Below are 17,407 nucleotides of genomic sequence, written 5' to 3'. Positions count from 1 at the left end.
TCCTTGCGTGGGACGCTCAGAGAGTTCCAGAGGATCGTCGGACCGTCTACAGGCCCGGCGGAGCGGGTCGCGTCGGCGTCAGGAGGGCCGCGCGGGCATGCCGGAGCGGCGGTCCGCGGGGTGCGGACCGCCGTTCCGGCGGGGCGGGTCAGCCCCGGTCCACCGTGAACTGCGAGCCGGGTTCGACGACGACGTCCCCCTCGGCCGTGTTCGCGAAGGTGACTCCGGTGAGGGTGGCGCTGCCGCGGGCGCCGCCCATGGCGAGGATCCCGGCGCCGTTCACCGTGCCGTCGACGCGGACGTCGCTGATCCGCACGCCGGGCATGGCCCCGCCGCCCGTCTTGAACTGGATGGCGTCATAGGTCGAGTCGAGGATGTCGGTGTCGCGGATGGTGACGCCGGGGATGTCGGGCCCCTGCGCGAAGAGGGTGATCGCGCCGAACTCCTGGTCCTCGTTCCAGAAGGCGCCGCCGGTGCGGTGCAGGGCGTTGTTCGCGATCAGGGTCTGGCCGGAGAAGGGCAGCGGGTCGTGGTCGGTGGCCAGCATGATCCCCGGGTAGTTCATGGTGTCGGCGATCACGTTGTTCTCGATGGTGTTGCCGTATCCGCCGTAGATCGCGATGCCGTTGGCCCGCCAGGGCAGCTGGACCGTGTTGTTGCGGAAGTGGTTGTCGTGGCCGATGTCGACCGAGGTGTCCTTGACGTACTTGCTGGCCCAGACGGCGAGGGCGTCGTCGCCGGTGTTGCGGAAGGAGGAGTCGTGGACGGTGGAGTTGCGGGTGCCGTTGGCGAAGTTGATGCCGTCGGCGTAGGTGTTGCGGATCCGCATGCCGCTGAACTCCAGGCCGTCGCCCGGCCCCCACAGCTCCGGGATGTTGGCGTAGTCGCGGCCCACCCAGACGCCGACGTTGGCGTGCTCGATCCAGACGTTGCGGATCTTCGTGCCCTTGCCAAAGCGCCCGTTGAGGCCGACACCGCCCTCGGCGCCGCCGTCGCCGCCCCGGATGGTGCCGGAGCCGAAGATGGCGAGGTCGGAGATCTGGGTGTTGGCGTCGATGTCGAAGCCGAAGTTGCCCTCGTGCGGGTGGTTGATGCCGCCGGCCTGGTGCGGCGGGGTCAGCGTGTACAGCTGGGAGTGCCACATGCCGGCGCCGCGGACGGTGACGTCCCGGATGCCGACCTGGTTGTACTGCCCCCGGTTCAGCGGGTCGTCGGTGAGGATCTTCTGCTCCTGGCGCCACTGTCCGGCCGGGATCCAGACGCAGCCGATCTCGCCCTTCTGGTCGGCGGTGACGGCCCGCTGGATCGCGTCGGTGTCGTCGAGGCCGTCGTTGGGCACGGCCCCGTACTCGGTGATGGAGACGCAGCCGGCCGGCTGCGCGGCGGCCGGGGCCACCTGCTCCAGGTCGATCAGGTCGAGGACGTAGAAGGCGGCGGTGTCGCCCGCGTCGCGCTGGAGGCGGAAGCGGGTGCCCGGCGGGTAGGACCGCTCCAGGAGCGTGTGCGACTCGTCGAAGAGCCGGCGGGCGTCACCGCCGGGCCGGTTGGTCAGCCCCTCCGGGTCGTCGGTGGTGCCGTACAGCCAGGAGTGCTTGGAGGAGAGGGTCAGCTTCCGCACGAAGACGTCGTTCGCGTAGAGGCTGAGGGTGTGCTCCGCTCCCCCGCCGGCCGCCGCGTCCGGGACCGAGTTGCGGACGGTGAGGGCGTTGGCCTGGTTGACCGAGGTGAACTCGACGTACTGGCCGCTCGCGTCGAGCCGGACCGACGCGCGCCCGGAGGACTCGGTGGCGAAGTTGGTGTGCCCGAAGGTGCGCAGCCGGTCGGCCGTGAGCAGGGTGCCCCGGTAGCGGGCGTCCTCCGCCTCGTACTCGGTGTACGGGACGGCGGCGCCGCGCCCGACGACCATCGAGCGGGTGAGGACGTTGTTGTTCTCGTCGGTCTCGGTGAGGGCGCCGGTGGCGTCGGCGGTGGCGGTCAGGGTGGTGCCGCCGCTGGTGGCGGTCCAGGTGCCGGGGACCGCGACGTTGACGGTCTGGCCGGCGGCGACGGCTCCGGTGGTGCCGTTCAGGGTGGTGGTGCCGGCGGTGAGCCGGGTGACGGTGCCGGCGGCGACCGCGGTGGTGCCGCGGTTGTGGACGGCGACGGTGAAGGAGACCGGCGCGCCGGCGGCCGGGGCCGAGGGGGCGGTGGTGATGCCGGTGACCATCAGGTCGGGGCCGGGGCTCTGGCCGACGGTCAGTTTCGAGGCGGCGGTGCGGCTGTTGTTGGAGTCGTCGAGCTCGGGCACGGCGTTCGCCGGGTCGACGGCGGCGGACACGGTGTACGCGCCCACGGGCCGGCGGCCGACCGGGAGGTCGACGGTGGTGGAGGCCCCGGCCGGGAGGGAGGCGGTGGGGGCGGTGCCCGCGACGGCGCCCTCGACGCTGACGCGCACGGTGGCGGCGGGGGCCGCGGCGGTGCCGGCGTTGCGGACGGTGGCGCGGACGGTGACGTCGTCGGTCTCGCTGGGGGCGGCCGGGGTCCAGGTGAGGTCGGTGACGACGAGGTCGGGGGCGGGGGCGGCGGTGCCGAGGACCTGGAGCTCGGCGACCTGGGCGCCGGGGGCGCCGGTGTTGGCGTGGAAGACGAGCCGGAGGTCCGCGATCCGGGCGGTGACCGGGACGGTCACGGTGTTCTGCCCGGAGGACGGGCTGAAGGCGTGGTCGGCGCGCGGCTTCAGGGTGGTGAAGGCGGTGGCGCCGGCCGGGCGGCCCTGGATCTCGAAGGACTGGGTGCGCGGCCCCCACGCCGGGTCGGGGTTGAGCTTGACGACGACGCCGGCGAGGTCGGCGTCCGCGCCGAGCCTCACCGTGAGGCCCGCGGGGAAGCCGGCCGACTCCCAGTAGGTGGCGGTGGAGCCGTCGTTGGCGTTCGCGGCCTGGTAGTTCTGGGTGACCGAGGTCGCCTCGACCGGCTTGCCGCGGGCCAGGTCGGTGCCCTCGACGGGCGGTTCGGCGGTGCCGGGCTCGCCGTACACCTCGACGGCGGAGAGCTGGGCCGCGTTCCAGCCGGTGTTGGCGGTGATCTGGATCCGTACGTAACGGAGCTGACCTCCGGTCAGGTCGAGGGTGACCGCGTTGGCGGCGGCCGGGTCGAAGCGGCGGACCTGGGCTCCGGCCAGGGTGGTGAAGGCGCTGCCGTCGGTGGAGCCGAGGACGGCGAGGGTCTGGTCCCGGGCCTCCCAGCCGGTGGGGAGCTTCAGGACGACGCGGTCGACGGCGACGGCGGCGCCGAGGTCCACCTGGGCCCACTGCGGGAAGGCGCCGGCCGGGCCCTCCCAGTAGCTGGCCTGGCCGCCGTCGGTGAGGTTGCCCGCCGGATGGGCGCCGTGGGCGCCGGAGGCGGTGGCGGGTCTGCCGAGGGCGAGGTCGGGAGCCGCCGCGGCGGTGGCGGACGCGGGGACGGGCAGCAGCCCGAGGGCGACCAGGGCGGCGATCAGCAGGCCGATCGTCAGCCGCAGGCCGTGGCGTAGGGGTGTCATCGGGGCCCTCCAAGAGCCTGACGCAGGACTCGCATGGTTTTTGAGTGATTCAGTCAAAGTTTTGCGGTCGTTGCGGGCACAGGTTTCTACCGGATGACGGTCTTGTCAACGGAGGGCGCACAGAAATGACGAAGGCACCGGTCCGCCCGGCCGCGCGGGGCAGCGGGAGGAACCGGTGCCTGGAGGGGCGGGAGCGGTACGGGCTTCCGCTAGCGGGCCGGCGGCGGGGCGGTGGAGCCGCGCACCACCAGTTCGGGCTCGAAGAGCAGTTCGCCCGGGTGGGAGTGGACGCCCTGGATCTGGGCGCAGAGCAGCTCGACGGCGGCCCGGCCCATGGCCTCGATGGGCTGGCGGACGGTGGAGAGCGGGGGTTCGGTGCAGTTCATGAACGCCGAGTCGTCGAAGCCGACCACCGAGACGTCGCCGGGGACGGCGAGGCCGCGCCGGCGGGCGGCCCGGATGGCGCCGAGGGCGAGCGGGTCGCTGGCGCAGACGATGCCGGTGACGCCCTGTTCGAGGAGGCGGTTGGCGGCGGCCTGGCCGCCTTCGAGGGAGAAGATCGAGCGGACGACGTGCGCGTCGGGGAGCGGGGTGCCGGCCGCCTCGGCGGCGGCCCGCGCGGCGTCGAGCTTGCGGCGGGAGGGCACGTGGTCGGCGGGGCCGAGCAGCATCCCGATCTTCTCGTGGCCGAGGGAGGCGAGGTGGCGCCAGGCCTGCTCGACGGCGACGGCATCGTCGCAGGAGACGCAGGGGAAGTCCAGGCCCTCGATGGAGGCGTTGACGAGGACGACCGGGATGTTGCGCTCGGCGAGCTGGTGGTAGTGGTCGTGCGGGGCGTCGGCCTGGGCGAAGAGCCCGCCGGCGAAGACCACGCCGGAGACCTGCTGCTGGAGGAGGAGGTCCACGTAGTCGGCCTCGGAGACGCCGCCCTTGGTCTGGGTGCAGAGGACGGGGGTGAGCCCCTGCTGGGCGAGGGCGCCCCCGATGACCTCGGCGAAGGCCGGGAAGATGGGGTTCTGCAGCTCGGGCAGGACGAGTCCGACGAGCCGGGCGCGCTCGCCCCTGAGCTGGGTGGGGCGCTCGTAGCCGAGGACGTCCAGGGCGGTGAGCACGGACTGCCGGGTCGCCTCGGACACCCCGGGCTTGCCGTTGAGGACCCGGCTGACCGTCGCCTCGCTGACCCCCACCTTCTTCGCCACCTGAGCAAGTCGTCGCGTCATGCGCGCAAGACTAGCGCAAGTACCGCAAGAGAATGACGTCCCTTTGCAGTTCCCGCGCAAGCGGGCTCCTCCGCGCCGGAGCGTCCCGTCGGGCCGTGCCTTCCGCCCGCACGGCCCGACGGCACGGGAGGGCCGCGGGCGCGGCCGGGCGCCCGCCGCCGCCGGGGGTCCGCCCGTCACACGTCCTGGACGCGGCGGAAGGGGCGCTCCGCCTCCAGGGCGAACGCGGCCTCCAGGAGGGTGCGTTCGCTGCCGGGGCGGCCGGAGAGGAGGACGCCGACCGGCAGGCCCTCGGCGGTGGTGCGGCCGCTGGGGAGCGAGAGCGACGGAGTGCCCACCACGTTGTCGACCGGGGTGTAGGCGACGTACTCCAGGATCCGCCCGACCAGGACCGGGTACGGGACGTCCGGGCGGAGGTGCCCGATCGGGGGCGTGGTGTGGGCGAGGACCGGGGTGAGGACGAGGTCGAGGCCGCGGAAGGCCGCCGCGTACGCCTCCCTGGTGCGCCGCAGCCGGCGCACCACGCCGGGGGTGTCCCGCCAGCGCTTCAGGTACTCCTCGCGCAGGCCGCGGCTGAGACCGTCCATGCGGTGGCGGTCGAAGTCGGCGCCGAGGGTGCGGCCGGTGGCGCCGAGGAGGAAGGAGAGCATGCCCCAGTAGGTGAGGAAGTCCTCGGTGAAGCGGGGGTCGAGGTCCATGCCGACGGGTTCGACGGTGTGGCCGAGCCGCCGGAGGGTGTCGGCGGTGCCGGTGACGGCGGCGCGGGTGTCGTCGTCGCAGCGGACGCCGTTGGGGGAGTCGAGCAGGAAGCCGATGCGCAGCCGGCGGTCCGAGGGGCCCTCGACGAGGCCGACGGGCGGCAGCTTCGGGTCGCGGCGGTAGCGTTCGGCGGCGGCGAGGAAGGCGGCGGAGTCCCGGACCGTGCGGGTGACGACGCCGTCGGCGACGATGTCGAGGGGCAGCCGGCGGCTCTGGTCGTTGGCGACGACCCGGCCCCGGGTGGGCTTGAGGCCGACGAGTCCGCAGCAGGCGGCGGGGATCCGGATGGAGCCGCCGCCGTCGTTGGCGTGGGCGAGCGGGACGGCGCCGGCGGCGACGAGCGCGGCGGCGCCGCCGGAGGAGCCGCCCGCGGAGTACCCGGTGTGCCAGGGGTTGCGGACCGGTTCGGCGTCCTCGTACTCGGTGGCCGGGCTGAAGCCGAACTCGGGCAGCCGGGACTTGCCGAGGACGGTGACGCCGGTGCTGAGGAACTGCCGGACGAAGGGCGCGTGCCGGCGGGCCGGCCGGGGGGTGAAGGCGGCGCTGCCGTGGCCGGTGGGCAGGCCCGCGTAGTCGGTGTTGTCCTTGATCAGGGTGGGGACGCCCGCGAAGACCCCGTCGGTGCCGCCGCGCAGCTCCGGCGGGTCGAGCGGGGTCTGGACCGCGTGCAGTTCCCCGACCGCCCGGAGGCGGGCGACCGCGTCCCGGGCGGCCTCGGCGGGGCTCACCTCGCGCCGCCGGATCGCCTCGGCCAGGCCGACGGCGTCGTGCTCCCCGAGGGAGTCGTCCCGGAACGCGTGCACCCTGGTCCGCTTCTCGATCGTCACCGCTGCCTCAGCCCCCGGGGTCGGTCGTGGATGGTTGCCGTCATCATGACGTACCCATCGGTAACACGCGAGGGCCGGGCGGGCGCGCGGTGCGTCTAACGGCCCTGGAGCCGCTTGACGTTGTCGCCGAAGGTCCAGTTCTTCGACCCGTCCCAATTCGCCGACCAGGTCATCAGGCCCTTGAGCCGGCCCCCGTAGTGGTTCCACGCCTGGGCCACGAGGGAGGGCGCCATGTGGCCGCCGCCCGCGCCGGGCTGGGCGGGGAGGCCGGGGACCTGCTTGTCGTGGGGGACGCGGACGGTGGTGCCCTGGACGACGAGGCCGCGGTCGAGGCAGTCGGTCTGGGCGGTGAAGCCGGCGACGGTGCCGGCGGCGTAGGAGTCGCCGGAGCAGCCGTACATGCTGCCGTTGTAGTACTGCATGTTGAGCCACCACAGGCGCCCGTTGTCGGCGTACTTCTTCACGATCGGCAGGTACGCGCCCCAGATGGAGCCGTACGCGACGCTGCCGCCGGTGACGTACGCGGTCTCGGGCGCCATGGTCAGGCCGAAGCCCGCCGGCATCCGGGCGAGGACGCCGTCGATGATGCGGACCAGGTTGGCCTGGGAGGCGGAGAGGGTGGTGATGCTGCCACTGCCGACGAGGCCGGTCTCGATGTCGATGTCGATGCCGTCGAAGTTGTACTTCTGGAGGATCGGCACGATCGTCGCGACGAACCGGTCGGCGACGGCCGGGGAGCTGAGGTCGATGCCGGCGGCGGCCCCGCCGATCGACATCAGGATCGTGGCCCCGGCGGCCTTGGCCCGGCACATCTCGGCCGGGGTGGGGACGCGGACGGTGTTGTCCATGCCGTCCTCCCACAGCACCGTGCCGTCCGAGCGGATCACGGGGAAGGCGGCGTTGAGGACGTTGTAGCCGTGGGCGGCGAAGCGCGGGTCGTCGATGGGCGCCCAGCCGAAGGGCGGGTGGACGCCGTTGGCGGCGCCGTCCCAGTTCTCCCAGTAGCCCTGGAGCACCTTGCCGGCGGGGCGGGGCTTGAGGGCACAGGTGTCGGCGGTGGCGTCGGCGGGGACGGGGACCGCCTGGGCGGGGACGGCGGCGAGGGCCGCGAGCAGGGCGGTCAGGCCCGCTCCGAGGGCGCGGGCGATCCGTGAGCCTGGCATGCGTGCTCCTTGGGACGTGGGGGGTCGGTCCGGGGCGTGGCGCGCGCTCCAGCAGACCGTAGATTGGTCCAGACCTACCGTCAACATCCCTTCCCGGTACGGGACATGACGTGATGCCGGGCGAGCGGGGCGAGGCGGCGACGCAGGGTGCCACGCGGCGCCGCCCGGCACCTCGCGGCCCCCTCCGCCCCCCTCTGGCACCACTGGACACCCTCAGGCGCCACGAGGTGCCACCCGTGGCGCCACGCGACGCCACGTGATGCCATTCAGTGGTGCCACTACTTGCGCATGGCGCCATAGTGATGCCATGATGGCGTCATGGACCTCACCCCGTATGTCGACAGCCTCCGCCGCGAACTCGCGGTGGCCGCCGAAGCCGGTGGCGACGCGGCACGCGAGCTGGCCGAGCGGCTCACCGCTCCCCTGGAGTCGGCGGCCCGCCTGACCATGCTCAACGTGCTCTCCGCCGCGACGGACGAGATCACCCGCGAACTCGCCCCCGGCTCGGTCGACGTACGGCTCCGCGGCCTCGACCCGGACTTCGTGGTGTCACGGCCGCCCGCCGACAGCGGTGTCGCCCCCGTGGCGCCGGAGGCGCCGGCCGAGCCGGTCCCGGCGCCGGTGGTGCCGGAAGGGGACGAGGGCGCCGTCGCCCGCGTCAACCTGCGGCTGCCGGCCCACCTCAAGGCCCGGGCCGAGGAGGCCGCGAGCCGCGAGGGGCTGTCGGTCAACGCCTGGCTGGTACGGGCGGTGTCGGCGGCGGTCGACGGCGGCGGCGCCCGGCCGCGCGCCGCGGAGAAGCCCCGGACCATCGGACAGAGCATCACGGGCTGGGTGCGCTGACCCCGCCCGCCACCCGCACCACCCCGGTTCCACCCCACCACGTCCCACCTGCGGGGACGCCCCAGAGACTCAAGAGGACGGGACAGCCATGCCTTCTTTCGACACTCCCGCACCGATCTCCGTCACGGCCCGCGTCGAGGCCGGCTCCCTCCAGTTCGTCGCCGGCGACCGCGCGGACACCACCGTCGAGGTGCTGCCGCGCAACGCCAAGAAGGACCTGGACGTCCGGACGGCCGACCAGACCGAGGTCGCGTACGCGAACGGCACCCTGACCATCCGGACGCCCAAGTCGAACCTGTTCGGCCGCACCGGCGTCGTCGACGTGACGGTCGAGCTGCCGGCGGGCTCGCGGGTCGAGGTGGACGGCGCCTGGACCCAGGTCCTCGGCGAGGGCCGGCTCGGCGGGGTCCGCGTGAAGACCTCCGCCGGCGACGCCCGGTTCGACACCACGGGACCGCTCCACCTGACCGCCTCGCACGGGTCGATCAGCGTGGACCGGGTCGAGGGGCCGACCGAGATCACCACCAGCTCCGGCAGCGTGCGCGTCGGCCTGATCGACGGCACCGGCGTCCTGAAGAACTCGCACGGCACCACCACCGTCGGCGCCGTCACCGGCGAACTGCGGGTGAGCGGGGCGCACGGCGACATCACGGTCGACCGCGCCGAGGACTCGGTGACCGCCACCACCGCGCACGGCACCGTGCGCATCGGCGAAGTCGCGCGCGGAACCGTCCGGCTGGAGACGAACTACGGCGCCATCGACGTCGGCGTCCGCGAGGGCACGGCCGCGTGGCTCGACGCCGACTCGGGCTCCGGCCAGGTCCGCAACGGACTCACCCCCTCCGACGCCCCGGGGGAGACCGAGGAGTCCGTCAAGGTCCGCGCCCGCACCCGCCACGGCAACATCGACATCCGCCGCGCCCGCGTCTGACCCTCCTCGCACCACCCCTCCCCTCCCCTCCCCGCCCACCTCAGCCTTCGATCGGAGGCCCCCATGCCTTCTTCTGTCATGCCCATGTCCAGTTCTGTGCCCGGTCAGGGGACCGGCCGCACCGCGTCCCCCGCCATCGAGGTGTCCGGTCTGCGCAAGTCGTACGGCGACAAGGTCGTCCTCGACGGCATCGACCTGACCGCCCCCGAAGGAACCGTCCTCGCCCTGCTCGGCCCCAACGGCGCCGGCAAGACCACCGCCGTCAAGATCCTCTCCACCCTCGTCACCCCCGACCACGGCCAGGTCCGCGTCGCCGGCCACGACCTGGCCACCCACCCCCACCACCTGCGCGCCGCCATCGGCGTCACCGGCCAGTTCTCCGCCGTCGACGGCCTGCTCACCGGCGAGGAGAACATGCGCCTCATGGCCGACCTCCACCACCTGCCCCCGGCCGAAGCCCGCCGCGTCACCGCCGACCTCCTCGCACGCTTCGACCTCCTGGACGCCGCGAAGAAGCCCGCCTCCACCTACTCCGGCGGCATGAAGCGCCGCCTCGACATCGCCATGACCCTGGTCGGCGCCCCCCGCGTCATCTTCCTCGACGAACCCACCACCGGCCTCGACCCCCGCTCCCGCCACACCATGTGGCAGATCATCCGCGCACTCGTCGCCGACGGCGTCACCGTCCTCCTCACCACCCAGTACCTCGAAGAAGCCGACCAACTCGCCGACCGCATCGCCGTCCTCAACGGCGGCAAGATCGCCGCCGAAGGCACCCCCGACCAGCTCAAACGCCAGATCCCCGGCGGCCACGTCCGCCTCCGCTTCACCGACCCCGCCCTGTACCGGACCGCGGTCGCGACCCTCCAGGTGGCCACCCGGGACGACGAGGCCCTCACCCTCCAGATCCCCAGCGGCGGCAGCCAGCGCGAACTGCGGTCCCTCCTCGACTGGCTGGACGCCGCCGGCATCGAGGCCGACGAACTCACCGTCCACACCCCCGACCTCGACGACGTCTTCTTCGCCCTCACCCAGGAGGTCTCCCGATGAGCGCCCTCTCCCTCGCCGTCCGCGACTCGTCCACGATGCTCCGCCGCAACCTCCTGCACGCCCGCCGCTACCCCTCCCTCACGCTGAACCTGCTCCTCACCCCCGTGATGATGCTGCTGCTCTTCGTCTACGTCTTCGGTGACGTGATGAGCGCCGGCATGGGCGGCGCGGACCGGGCCGCGTACATCGCCTACCTCGTCCCCGGCATCCTCATGATGACCGTCGGCGGCACGGTGGTGGGGACCGCGGTCTCCGTCTCCAACGACATGACCGAGGGGATCGTCGCCCGCTTCCGCACCATGGCCATCCACCGGCCCTCGATCCTGATCGGCCACGTCACCGGCAGCGTCCTCCAGTGCCTCATGAGCGTCCTCCTGGTCGGCGCCGTCGCCGTCGCCATCGGGTTCCGCTCCACCGGCGCGACCGCCCTCGAATGGCTCGCCGCCTTCGGGCTGACGGCCCTGGTCGCCTTCGCGCTGACCTGGATCGCCGTCGGCATGGGGCTCGTCTCCCCCAACGCGGAGGCGGCCTCCAACAACGCCCTCCCGCTGGTCGTCCTCCCGCTGATCTCCAGCGCCTTCGTCCCGATCGACTCCATGCCCGGATGGTTCCGGCCGATCGCCGAGTACCAGCCCTTCACCCCCGCCATCGAGACCCTCCGCGGCCTCCTCCTCGGCACCGGGATCGGCCACAACGGCTGGCTCGCCGTGGCCTGGTGCGCCGGCCTGGCCGTCCTCGGCCACGTCTGGTCGACGAAGACCTTCGCCAAGGATCCGAAGTAGCCGCCGTGCCGGCCGCCCCCGGCACCCGCGTCCCACCCCCGGGGCGGCCCGTTCCGGCACCACGCCGGAGCGCGCCGCCCCGCCGGCGTTCCCGGGGCCCTCAGCCCTCCGCGCCGACCCGGATCCGCAGCGGGCCGCAGCCGATCCGCTCCGCCTCGGCCGCCACGTAGCCGGGGAGGAGGGCGGCGGTGAGGTCGTAGGGGTGGCCGTCGACGTTCCGGATCTGTTCCACCAGGAAGACCACCGGCCCGGAGGGGCAGTCGGCGCGGTAGGCGGCCCGGTCGGCGCTCACCGAGCCGAAGCCCCGGGAGCCGGTGACCCGCGTGCCGCCGCGCAGGGTGCTCGCGGAGAAGACGCTCACCAGTCCGGGGTGGGTGACGGTGGTCAGCTTCACCTGTGGCTCCCAGACGTGCGTGCCCGCGTCGCACACCCGGGCCGGGCCGTCCGCGGCGTTCGTACGGTGCCAGGCCAGGGGCACGCGCCCGCCGGACGACTCCGCCCGGTACGCCGCGGGCGGGCGCAGCCCCTCGACGCCGCACAGCGGTGCGCCGGGCGCGCGGTCCTCGACGGTGGCGTGGCCGAGTTCCCCGGGCGGGGCCGGGAGGGAGGCGGAGCAGCCGAAGGACCGGAGCACGGCCCCGGCGGTGTCGACGACGGCGCGGGCCAACGCGTTCCGGCGCTCGGCGTCGGTGCCCCGCATGCCCTCGCGCACCCGCCCCGCCCGGCCCACGGCCAGGTCGACGACGGTCGCCGCGTCGGTGCCGCGGAGCCTTCCCGTGCAGGAGGGGGGCAGCGCCAGCCAGGCGCGCTCGGTGGAGGCCATGCCCGGGAGGTCCTTCCCGAGCGGGGTCATGTCCGGGGTGAGGAACTCGCCCGGCCAGCGGTGGGCGTCCGTCCCGTGGAGCCCGTCGAGCTCGTGGACGCGGACGGTGAGCTGGTGCCCGATGCCGTGCTTCCGCTGCCCGGTGACCCGGCAGGTGCCGTACGTCAGCTCCCCGAGGCCCCGGGTCAGCTCCTGCTCCTCGGAGCGGAGCCGCTGCTCGCCGAAGAGCGCGGTGAGGGTCTCCTCCCGGAGGGCTCCCCAGCACGGCGCCGCCTCCGCCTCCCGGTCGAGCGCGCCGGTGCTCCAGGCCGTCACGCCGGCGCCCAGCAGGGCGCCGACCAGCCCCGCGACCACGGCGGTCCGCACGCCTCGGCCGCGCAGGACGCGCCGTATGCCGGACCCGCTCCCCTCCGTGCTCACGGTGCTCCTCCCCGGGTTGTCAGTGGGTGGTGCCACGATAACGACACCTGAGGGGAAGGCGGGGGTGCGGAGGCTCGGGGGTGCGGAGACCGCGGGGCGTGCCGGCCGGACAGGGGGTCAGGGGCGGTCGCCCTTCACGTGCACCGCCGTTCCGTACGTGTGCGGGTCCGGCTCCTCGACCTCGAAGCCGGCCGAGGCGAGGATCCCCGACAGGGCGTCCCGCATGAGCGCGCGGACGGTGCCGTGGTGGCGCAGGAGCGGCGGCGGGTCCGCGAAGTCGACGCCCCGCTCGAAGAGTTCGAGCGCGGCGGTCCGCAGTCCGGCGTCCACCGTCCAGTCCACGTGCACGCCGCCGCCGGCGAGGCGGTCCACGTGGACCTCCGCCCCGGGCCGGGACGCCGGGCCGCCGTCGCGGTCGCCCCGGTGGGCGGGCAGTCCGGCGCGGACCAGTGCGCGGCAGACCCGGTCGGCCAGGTCGTCCCACGCGGCGAGGGTCCCGGGCGGGGCGAGGGGCGGCAGGTCGAAGTCGGGGTGGCTGCTCATGCCCGGGATGCTCGCACGCCGGTCCGACACCCGGTCCGAGCCCCGGAGCGCCGGACGGGGACGGACAGGGACGGGCCGGGGGCGAACCGGGGGCAGACAGGGGGAGGGACCGGGGGCGGACGGGGGACAGACAGGAGGAGGGGCCGGGGGCGGACGGGGGACAGACAGGAGGAGGGGCCGGGGGCGGACGGGGCGAACCCGGGGCGGACGGGGCCGGACCGGCGGACGAACAGGGGGCGGACCGGGGACCGCTTGGACTTCCGCGCGGGTTGTTGGATCCTCGGGCGGCGGTGCGCCACCGGGGCCGGCGAGGCGTGATCATGGCGGGATGAACGCCGAAGCCGCCCTTCCCCTCTCCCTGGAGTGGGTGACCGCGCCCGCCTCCTGGTCCCTCGACGGCGACGTCCTGAGCGTCACCGCCGCCGCCCGCACCGATCTGTTCACCGACCCGCTGGACGGCGCCCGGCGGCGGGACGCGGCGCTCGCGCTGACCGTGCCGCCGGACGGCGACTGGCAGCTGACGGCCCGGCTGCGGGTCGGGTTCGCCGGCACCTGGGACGCGGGCGGGCTCGTCGTGCACGCCGGCGACGACCACTGGGCGAAGCTCACCTTCGAGCGGGCGCCCGACGGGACGCCGGGCGTCTACTCGGTGGTGACCCGGGGCCGTTCCGACGACGCGGTCGCCGGCGCCGTCGCGGCGGACGCCCTGTGGCTGCGGATCAGCCGGACCGGCGAGCGGTTCGCCTTCCACTCCTCCGAGGACGGCCACGCCTGGCGCCTGGTCCGGCAGTTCGCGCTGGGCGCCCCCGGTCCCGTCCGGGCCGGGATCGGGGCGCAGTCGCCCGTCGGGGAGGGCTGCCGGGCCGACTTCGACCACCTCCGCCTCACCCCGACGACCCTGGCGCACCTGTTCGACGGACGGTGACGCCGGGCGGGGGCCCGTGCCGGTGGAGGGCGTGGCGGACCGGTGGGGGCGGCAGAGCGGAGGGGCGGGACGACGGTGTGGTTCGAGGGCGACGCGTAGGGCACGATGGGCGCCCGTACCGACGTACTACTCGCCAGTAGGAGACCGCCATGTCCGAGCCCAGTGCCGAGATCCTCGCCGCCTTCGAGGCCGCGAAGGGGTTCATGCCCGCCGGAGAGGGCCTGGCGCTGTACGCGGCGGCGGCCGAGGCCGCGAAGCTCGGGCTGCCGCTCCTGGAGGTGGGCACGTACTGCGGGCGGTCGACGATCCTGCTCGCGGACGCGGCCCGGCGGGCGGGGACGGTCGCGGTGACCGTGGACCACCACCGGGGCAGCGAGGAGCAGCAGCCGGGGTGGGAGTACCACGACCCGACCGTGGTGGACCCGGAGGTCGGCGTGATGGACACGCTGCCGACCTTCCGGCGGACGCTGCGGAAGGCGGGCCTGGAGGAGCACGTGATCGCGGTGGTCGGGCGGAGCCCGCAGGTCGCGCGGGTGTGGGGCGGGGAGCTCGGGCTCGTCTTCATCGACGGCGGGCACACGGACGAGCACGCGACCAACGACTACGAGGGCTGGGCCCCCAGGGTCGCCCCCGGGGGCCTGCTGGTGATCCACGACGTCTTCCCGGACCCGGCGGACGGCGGCCAGGCGCCGTACCGGATCTACCTGCGCGCGCTGGAGTCCGGCGCCTTCGAGGAGGTCTCGGTCACGGACTCGCTGCGGGTGCTGCGCCGGACCGCCTGACGCCCCGCTCCCCCGGCGCCCCGGGCGTCACTTCCGCCAGAAGAGGTGGTGGGTGACCCCGCTCGGGCTGGGGACGACGTCCAGGTGGTAGCGGTCGGTCAGCTCCTCGGGCGAGTCCCAGAGCTTGAGGCCGGTGCCGAGCTTCTCCGGGGAGACGGCGACGTGGAGGGTGTCGACGAGGCCGGCGTCGAGGAACGCCCGGATCGTCGTCACCCCGCCGCCGAGGCGGACGTCCTTGCCCTCCGCCGCCTCCTTGGCGCGCTCCAGCACGGTCGCCGGGTCGCCGTCGACGAAGTGGAACGTGGTGTCGGAGAGGGTGAAGGAGGGGCGGGGGTGGTGGGTGAGGACGAAGACGGGGGTGTGGAACGGCGGCTCCTCGCCCCACCAGCCCTTCCACTCCTCGTCCTGCCAGGGGCCGCGCTGGGGGCCGAACTTGTTGCGGCCCATGATCTCGGCGCCGATGTTGTGCGAGAAGTCGCGGACGAGGTGGTCGTCGAGGCCGCGGGTGCCGCCGGGGTCGGTGCGGGTGGGCCAGCTCGCGGTGGCGCCGCCCCAGGCGAAGAGGCGGCCCGGGTCGACGTGGCCGAAGGGCCGCTCCAGGGACTGGTTCTCGCCGGCGGCCACGCCGTCGGCGGAGACGTTGAAGTTCTGGACCTTCAGCAGCTGGGGTTTCTGGGTGGTCACGCGCTCTCCCGGTCGTACGGCGGTTGCTCCGATGCCAGTGTCGACCGTCCGGGCCGCCGGAACTCATCGCCCGGGGAGATTTCTCCCGTCCGCCGGTAGGCTACGCGAAGGGGTCCGACTGTAGTACTACGAACGGAGTGGTCTCCTGTGGCGAGACGGAACGACGAACGGCGCGCCGCGCTCGTGGACGCCGCGATCGAGGTGCTGGCCCGCGAGGGGGCCCGGGGGCTGACCTTCCGGGCGGTGGACACCGAGGCCGGGGTGCCCACCGGGACCGCCTCCAACTACTTCGCCAACCGGGACGACCTCCTCACCCAGGCCGGCGCCCGGGTCTACGAGCGGCTCCAGCCCGACGAGGCGACCGTGGAGGGGACCCGGACCGCGCCGCACGACAAGGCGGCGTACACCCGGTTGATGCGGGAGCTGGTCGGACGGATCTCCGCCTTCCGCACCGGCTACCTCGCCCTGCTCGAACTGCGCCTGGAGGCCACCCGCCGGCCCGCGCTCCGCTCGATCCTCACCGAGCGGGTACGGGCCGACGTCGAGCAGAACGTGACCTTCCACGAGGCGTCCGGCCTCCCCGGCGACGCCACCGCCGTCAAGCTGCTGATCCTCACCCTGAACTGGCTGATCGTGGAGCAGCTGACCCTCCCCGACGTCTTCTCCGAGGAGGAGCGCGACGCCCTGGTGGCCGCCGCCGTGGACCGGATCGTCTTCGCGGGCTGAGCCCCGGGGCGGGGTCCCGTCCCGGGGGGCTCAGTACAGGAACGTGGTCACGTAGAGGCAGTTGGTGTAGCTGTAGCCGGGCTCGATGGTCGCCTTGCTGGTCTTGGTGTCGCCGGCCGTGGAGAAGCCGGTGCCGGCCCGCTTCTGCAGCAGGTGGTACTTCCCCGCGGGCAGTGAGAGCGTCTCCTTCGGGTACTTCGAGGACGGGCCGGAGCAGGGCTTGAAGCCCGCGAGGACGGTGTCGAGCCGGCTGTACTTGCGGCAGCCGGCGCAGGCCGGGATCGTGATCTTCCCGGTGACCGGGCCGGTGTAGAGGAGTTCGACCGGGTCCGGGGCGTCGTTGCTGACCACCATGGTCATGCGGGCGCCGCCGGGCGCCTCCGCCGGGGGCAGCTTCTTCCCGGCCTCCGGCTCCTCCTCGGCGATCCGCGCGGCGATGGAGATCGCGCGGGCGTGGGCCGCCCGGTCGTCGTCCGGGTAGTCCTTGAGGTACCGGTCCATGGTCGCGGCGGCCTTGGCGAACTGCTCGTCGCCGAACTGCTGGGTGCCGCAGGCGAAGACGCCCCGCCGGACGCCCCGGTCCGCCTCCGCCCGCGTCGCCTCCAGCTTCAGCGCGTCGAGCGCGCCGGCGGTGGTCCGCAGGACGCGCAGCTGCTCCGTGGTGGAGCAGCGGTCGCCGCCGCCGGCGGCGGTGAGCGAGGCCACCCGGGTGCGGACCGCGTCCCGGACGGCCGGTCCGGCCTTCGCGGTGTACGGCGACCCCGGGAAGTCCGAGGCGAGTTCGCCGAGGTGGCTCTCGGCGGTCGGCGCGGACTCCCGGCCGAGGGCGGCCGCGCCGCACTCGTACAGCGAGTGGGCCAGCGGCTCCTCGACGCCGGCGGGGCGGTCGCCGAGGAGGGCCTTGTCGACGGTGCCGGGGAGGGCGCGCAGGTGCTTGAGCGGGGTCAGCGCCTCGCAGTAGCTCTTGCGCGCGTACGGCGCGGCGACCGCCTCGTAGTACGCGTCGAGCCGGGCCGGCACCAGCTTCCCGGCGCGCGAGCCGGCGTGCCGGGTGCCGAGGTCCTCGTACTCCTCCAGCGCCTTGCGGTAGTCCGCCTGGGAGCTCCCGAAGTCCTGGCCCTCGTGCGCGGCCACCAGCGCGTCGGCGGCGGCGAGCCGGGCGAGCAGGGCCTGCTGGCGGGCCTCCTCGCGGGCGTCCGCGTGGGCGGAGCCGTAGGCGACGGCGCCGCCGACGGGCGCGGCGAGCAGCACCACGGCGAGCGGCAGCGCCAGGCGGCGGACCGCGGCGCCGAGGGAGAGGCGGGCGCGCAGGCCCCGCCGGGCCCCGTCGGCCCCCGGGGCCAGGAGGAGGGCGCCGTACCCGGCGATGTCGCGCGCGGGCCCCCCGGCCCGCGCCCGCGGCCCCGCGA

At 74.3% G+C, this 17,407-nt stretch carries 15 protein-coding genes; 7 read left to right on the top strand and 8 right to left on the bottom strand.

Annotated features, from left to right (window positions below):
* Positions 1–148: 148 nt before the first annotated feature.
* From AB0E83_RS24535 to AB0E83_RS24520, 4 genes are all read right to left on the bottom strand, one after another.
* The gene (locus AB0E83_RS24535; protein ID WP_362115714.1) at positions 149–3,520 is read right to left on the bottom strand and encodes a CARDB domain-containing protein; all 3,372 of its coding nucleotides are present in this window, start codon (positions 3,518–3,520) and stop codon (positions 149–151) included.
* A gap of 209 nt (positions 3,521–3,729) precedes the next feature.
* The gene (locus tag AB0E83_RS24530; RefSeq protein ID WP_362115711.1) at positions 3,730–4,740 is read right to left on the bottom strand and encodes a LacI family DNA-binding transcriptional regulator; all 1,011 of its coding nucleotides are present in this window, start codon (positions 4,738–4,740) and stop codon (positions 3,730–3,732) included.
* Positions 4,741–4,916: 176 nt separating this feature from the next.
* Positions 4,917–6,326 carry an amidase gene (locus AB0E83_RS24525; protein ID WP_362115708.1) on the bottom strand — a complete coding sequence of 470 codons (1,410 nt, stop codon included), beginning with the start codon at positions 6,324–6,326 and terminating at the stop codon, positions 4,917–4,919.
* 95 nt (positions 6,327–6,421) lie between these two features.
* On the bottom strand, positions 6,422–7,489 hold the full coding sequence (locus tag AB0E83_RS24520) for a chitinase (protein WP_362115705.1): 1,068 nt from the start codon (positions 7,487–7,489) through the stop codon (positions 6,422–6,424).
* 318 nt (positions 7,490–7,807) lie between these two features.
* Between AB0E83_RS24520 and AB0E83_RS24515 the strand changes: the two genes are divergently transcribed.
* The 4 genes from AB0E83_RS24515 to AB0E83_RS24500 all read left to right on the top strand — a co-directional run bounded on the left by AB0E83_RS24515 (position 7,808) and on the right by AB0E83_RS24500 (position 11,095).
* A complete protein-coding gene (locus AB0E83_RS24515) occupies positions 7,808–8,332 on the top strand; it encodes a hypothetical protein (RefSeq protein ID WP_362115702.1) in 525 nt (174 codons plus the stop codon).
* 88 nt (positions 8,333–8,420) lie between these two features.
* Positions 8,421–9,263 (top strand): DUF4097 family beta strand repeat-containing protein, encoded by an 843-nt coding sequence (locus tag AB0E83_RS24510; protein WP_362115699.1) that lies wholly within the window; start codon positions 8,421–8,423, stop codon positions 9,261–9,263.
* 84 nt (positions 9,264–9,347) lie between these two features.
* Positions 9,348–10,313 carry an ATP-binding cassette domain-containing protein gene (locus tag AB0E83_RS24505; protein WP_362115696.1) on the top strand — a complete coding sequence of 322 codons (966 nt, stop codon included), beginning with the start codon at positions 9,348–9,350 and terminating at the stop codon, positions 10,311–10,313.
* Entirely contained in the window at positions 10,310–11,095 is a 786-nt protein-coding gene (locus AB0E83_RS24500) for an ABC transporter permease (RefSeq protein ID WP_362115694.1), read from the top strand. The genes AB0E83_RS24505 and AB0E83_RS24500 overlap by 4 nt, the downstream gene beginning before the upstream one ends.
* Before the next feature lie 100 nt (positions 11,096–11,195).
* On the opposite strand, the gene AB0E83_RS24495 is transcribed toward AB0E83_RS24500, so the two are convergent.
* Positions 11,196–12,338, bottom strand: a complete 1,143-nt coding sequence (locus AB0E83_RS24495) for a hypothetical protein (protein ID WP_362115691.1) — start codon at positions 12,336–12,338, stop codon at positions 11,196–11,198.
* A gap of 117 nt (positions 12,339–12,455) precedes the next feature.
* A complete protein-coding gene (locus AB0E83_RS24490) occupies positions 12,456–12,881 on the bottom strand; it encodes a hypothetical protein (protein WP_362115689.1) in 426 nt (141 codons plus the stop codon).
* A gap of 328 nt (positions 12,882–13,209) precedes the next feature.
* On the opposite strand from AB0E83_RS24490, the gene AB0E83_RS24485 reads away from it, so the two are divergent.
* Positions 13,210–13,806: a DUF1349 domain-containing protein gene (locus tag AB0E83_RS24485; protein WP_362115686.1), complete on the top strand. Its 597-nt coding sequence runs from the start codon at positions 13,210–13,212 to the stop codon at positions 13,804–13,806.
* 149 nt (positions 13,807–13,955) lie between these two features.
* Positions 13,956–14,588: a class I SAM-dependent methyltransferase gene (locus AB0E83_RS24480; protein ID WP_362115683.1), complete on the top strand. Its 633-nt coding sequence runs from the start codon at positions 13,956–13,958 to the stop codon at positions 14,586–14,588.
* 27 nt (positions 14,589–14,615) lie between these two features.
* On the opposite strand, the gene AB0E83_RS24475 is transcribed toward AB0E83_RS24480, so the two are convergent.
* Positions 14,616–15,272, bottom strand: a complete 657-nt coding sequence (locus tag AB0E83_RS24475; RefSeq protein WP_362115680.1) for a dihydrofolate reductase family protein — start codon at positions 15,270–15,272, stop codon at positions 14,616–14,618.
* Between the two features lie 147 nt (positions 15,273–15,419).
* Here AB0E83_RS24475 and AB0E83_RS24470 point away from each other — a divergent pair, with 147 nt between their 5' ends.
* Positions 15,420–15,998 carry a TetR family transcriptional regulator gene (locus AB0E83_RS24470; protein ID WP_362115677.1) on the top strand — a complete coding sequence of 193 codons (579 nt, stop codon included), beginning with the start codon at positions 15,420–15,422 and terminating at the stop codon, positions 15,996–15,998.
* 30 nt (positions 15,999–16,028) lie between these two features.
* Here AB0E83_RS24470 and AB0E83_RS24465 read toward each other — a convergent pair.
* The coding region (locus AB0E83_RS24465) for a hypothetical protein (protein WP_362115674.1) at positions 16,029–17,407 on the bottom strand (1,379 nt) is incomplete at its 5' end.

Origin of the sequence: Streptomyces sp. NPDC035033 (genome assembly GCF_040636735.1) — a bacterium.
Taxonomy (GTDB): domain Bacteria; phylum Actinomycetota; class Actinomycetes; order Streptomycetales; family Streptomycetaceae; genus Streptomyces.
This window is presented reverse-complemented; position numbering and strand designations above follow the sequence as displayed.

Bases quoted from the DNA above. Each gene is read 5' to 3' on its own strand.
- AB0E83_RS24535 (WP_362115714.1), bottom strand. From the start codon at position 3,520: ATGACACCCCTACGCCACGGCCTGCGGCTGACGATCGGCCTGCTGATC.
- AB0E83_RS24530 (WP_362115711.1), bottom strand. From the start codon at position 4,740: ATGACGCGACGACTTGCTCAGGTGGCGAAGAAGGTGGGGGTCAGCGAG.
- AB0E83_RS24520 (WP_362115705.1), bottom strand. From the start codon at position 7,489: ATGCCAGGCTCACGGATCGCCCGCGCCCTCGGAGCGGGCCTGACCGCC.
- AB0E83_RS24515 (WP_362115702.1), top strand. From the start codon at position 7,808: ATGGACCTCACCCCGTATGTCGACAGCCTCCGCCGCGAACTCGCGGTG.
- AB0E83_RS24510 (WP_362115699.1), top strand. From the start codon at position 8,421: ATGCCTTCTTTCGACACTCCCGCACCGATCTCCGTCACGGCCCGCGTC.
- AB0E83_RS24505 (WP_362115696.1), top strand. From the start codon at position 9,348: ATGTCCAGTTCTGTGCCCGGTCAGGGGACCGGCCGCACCGCGTCCCCC.
- AB0E83_RS24500 (WP_362115694.1), top strand. From the start codon at position 10,310: ATGAGCGCCCTCTCCCTCGCCGTCCGCGACTCGTCCACGATGCTCCGC.
- AB0E83_RS24490 (WP_362115689.1), bottom strand. From the start codon at position 12,881: ATGAGCAGCCACCCCGACTTCGACCTGCCGCCCCTCGCCCCGCCCGGG.
- AB0E83_RS24485 (WP_362115686.1), top strand. From the start codon at position 13,210: ATGAACGCCGAAGCCGCCCTTCCCCTCTCCCTGGAGTGGGTGACCGCG.
- AB0E83_RS24480 (WP_362115683.1), top strand. From the start codon at position 13,956: ATGTCCGAGCCCAGTGCCGAGATCCTCGCCGCCTTCGAGGCCGCGAAG.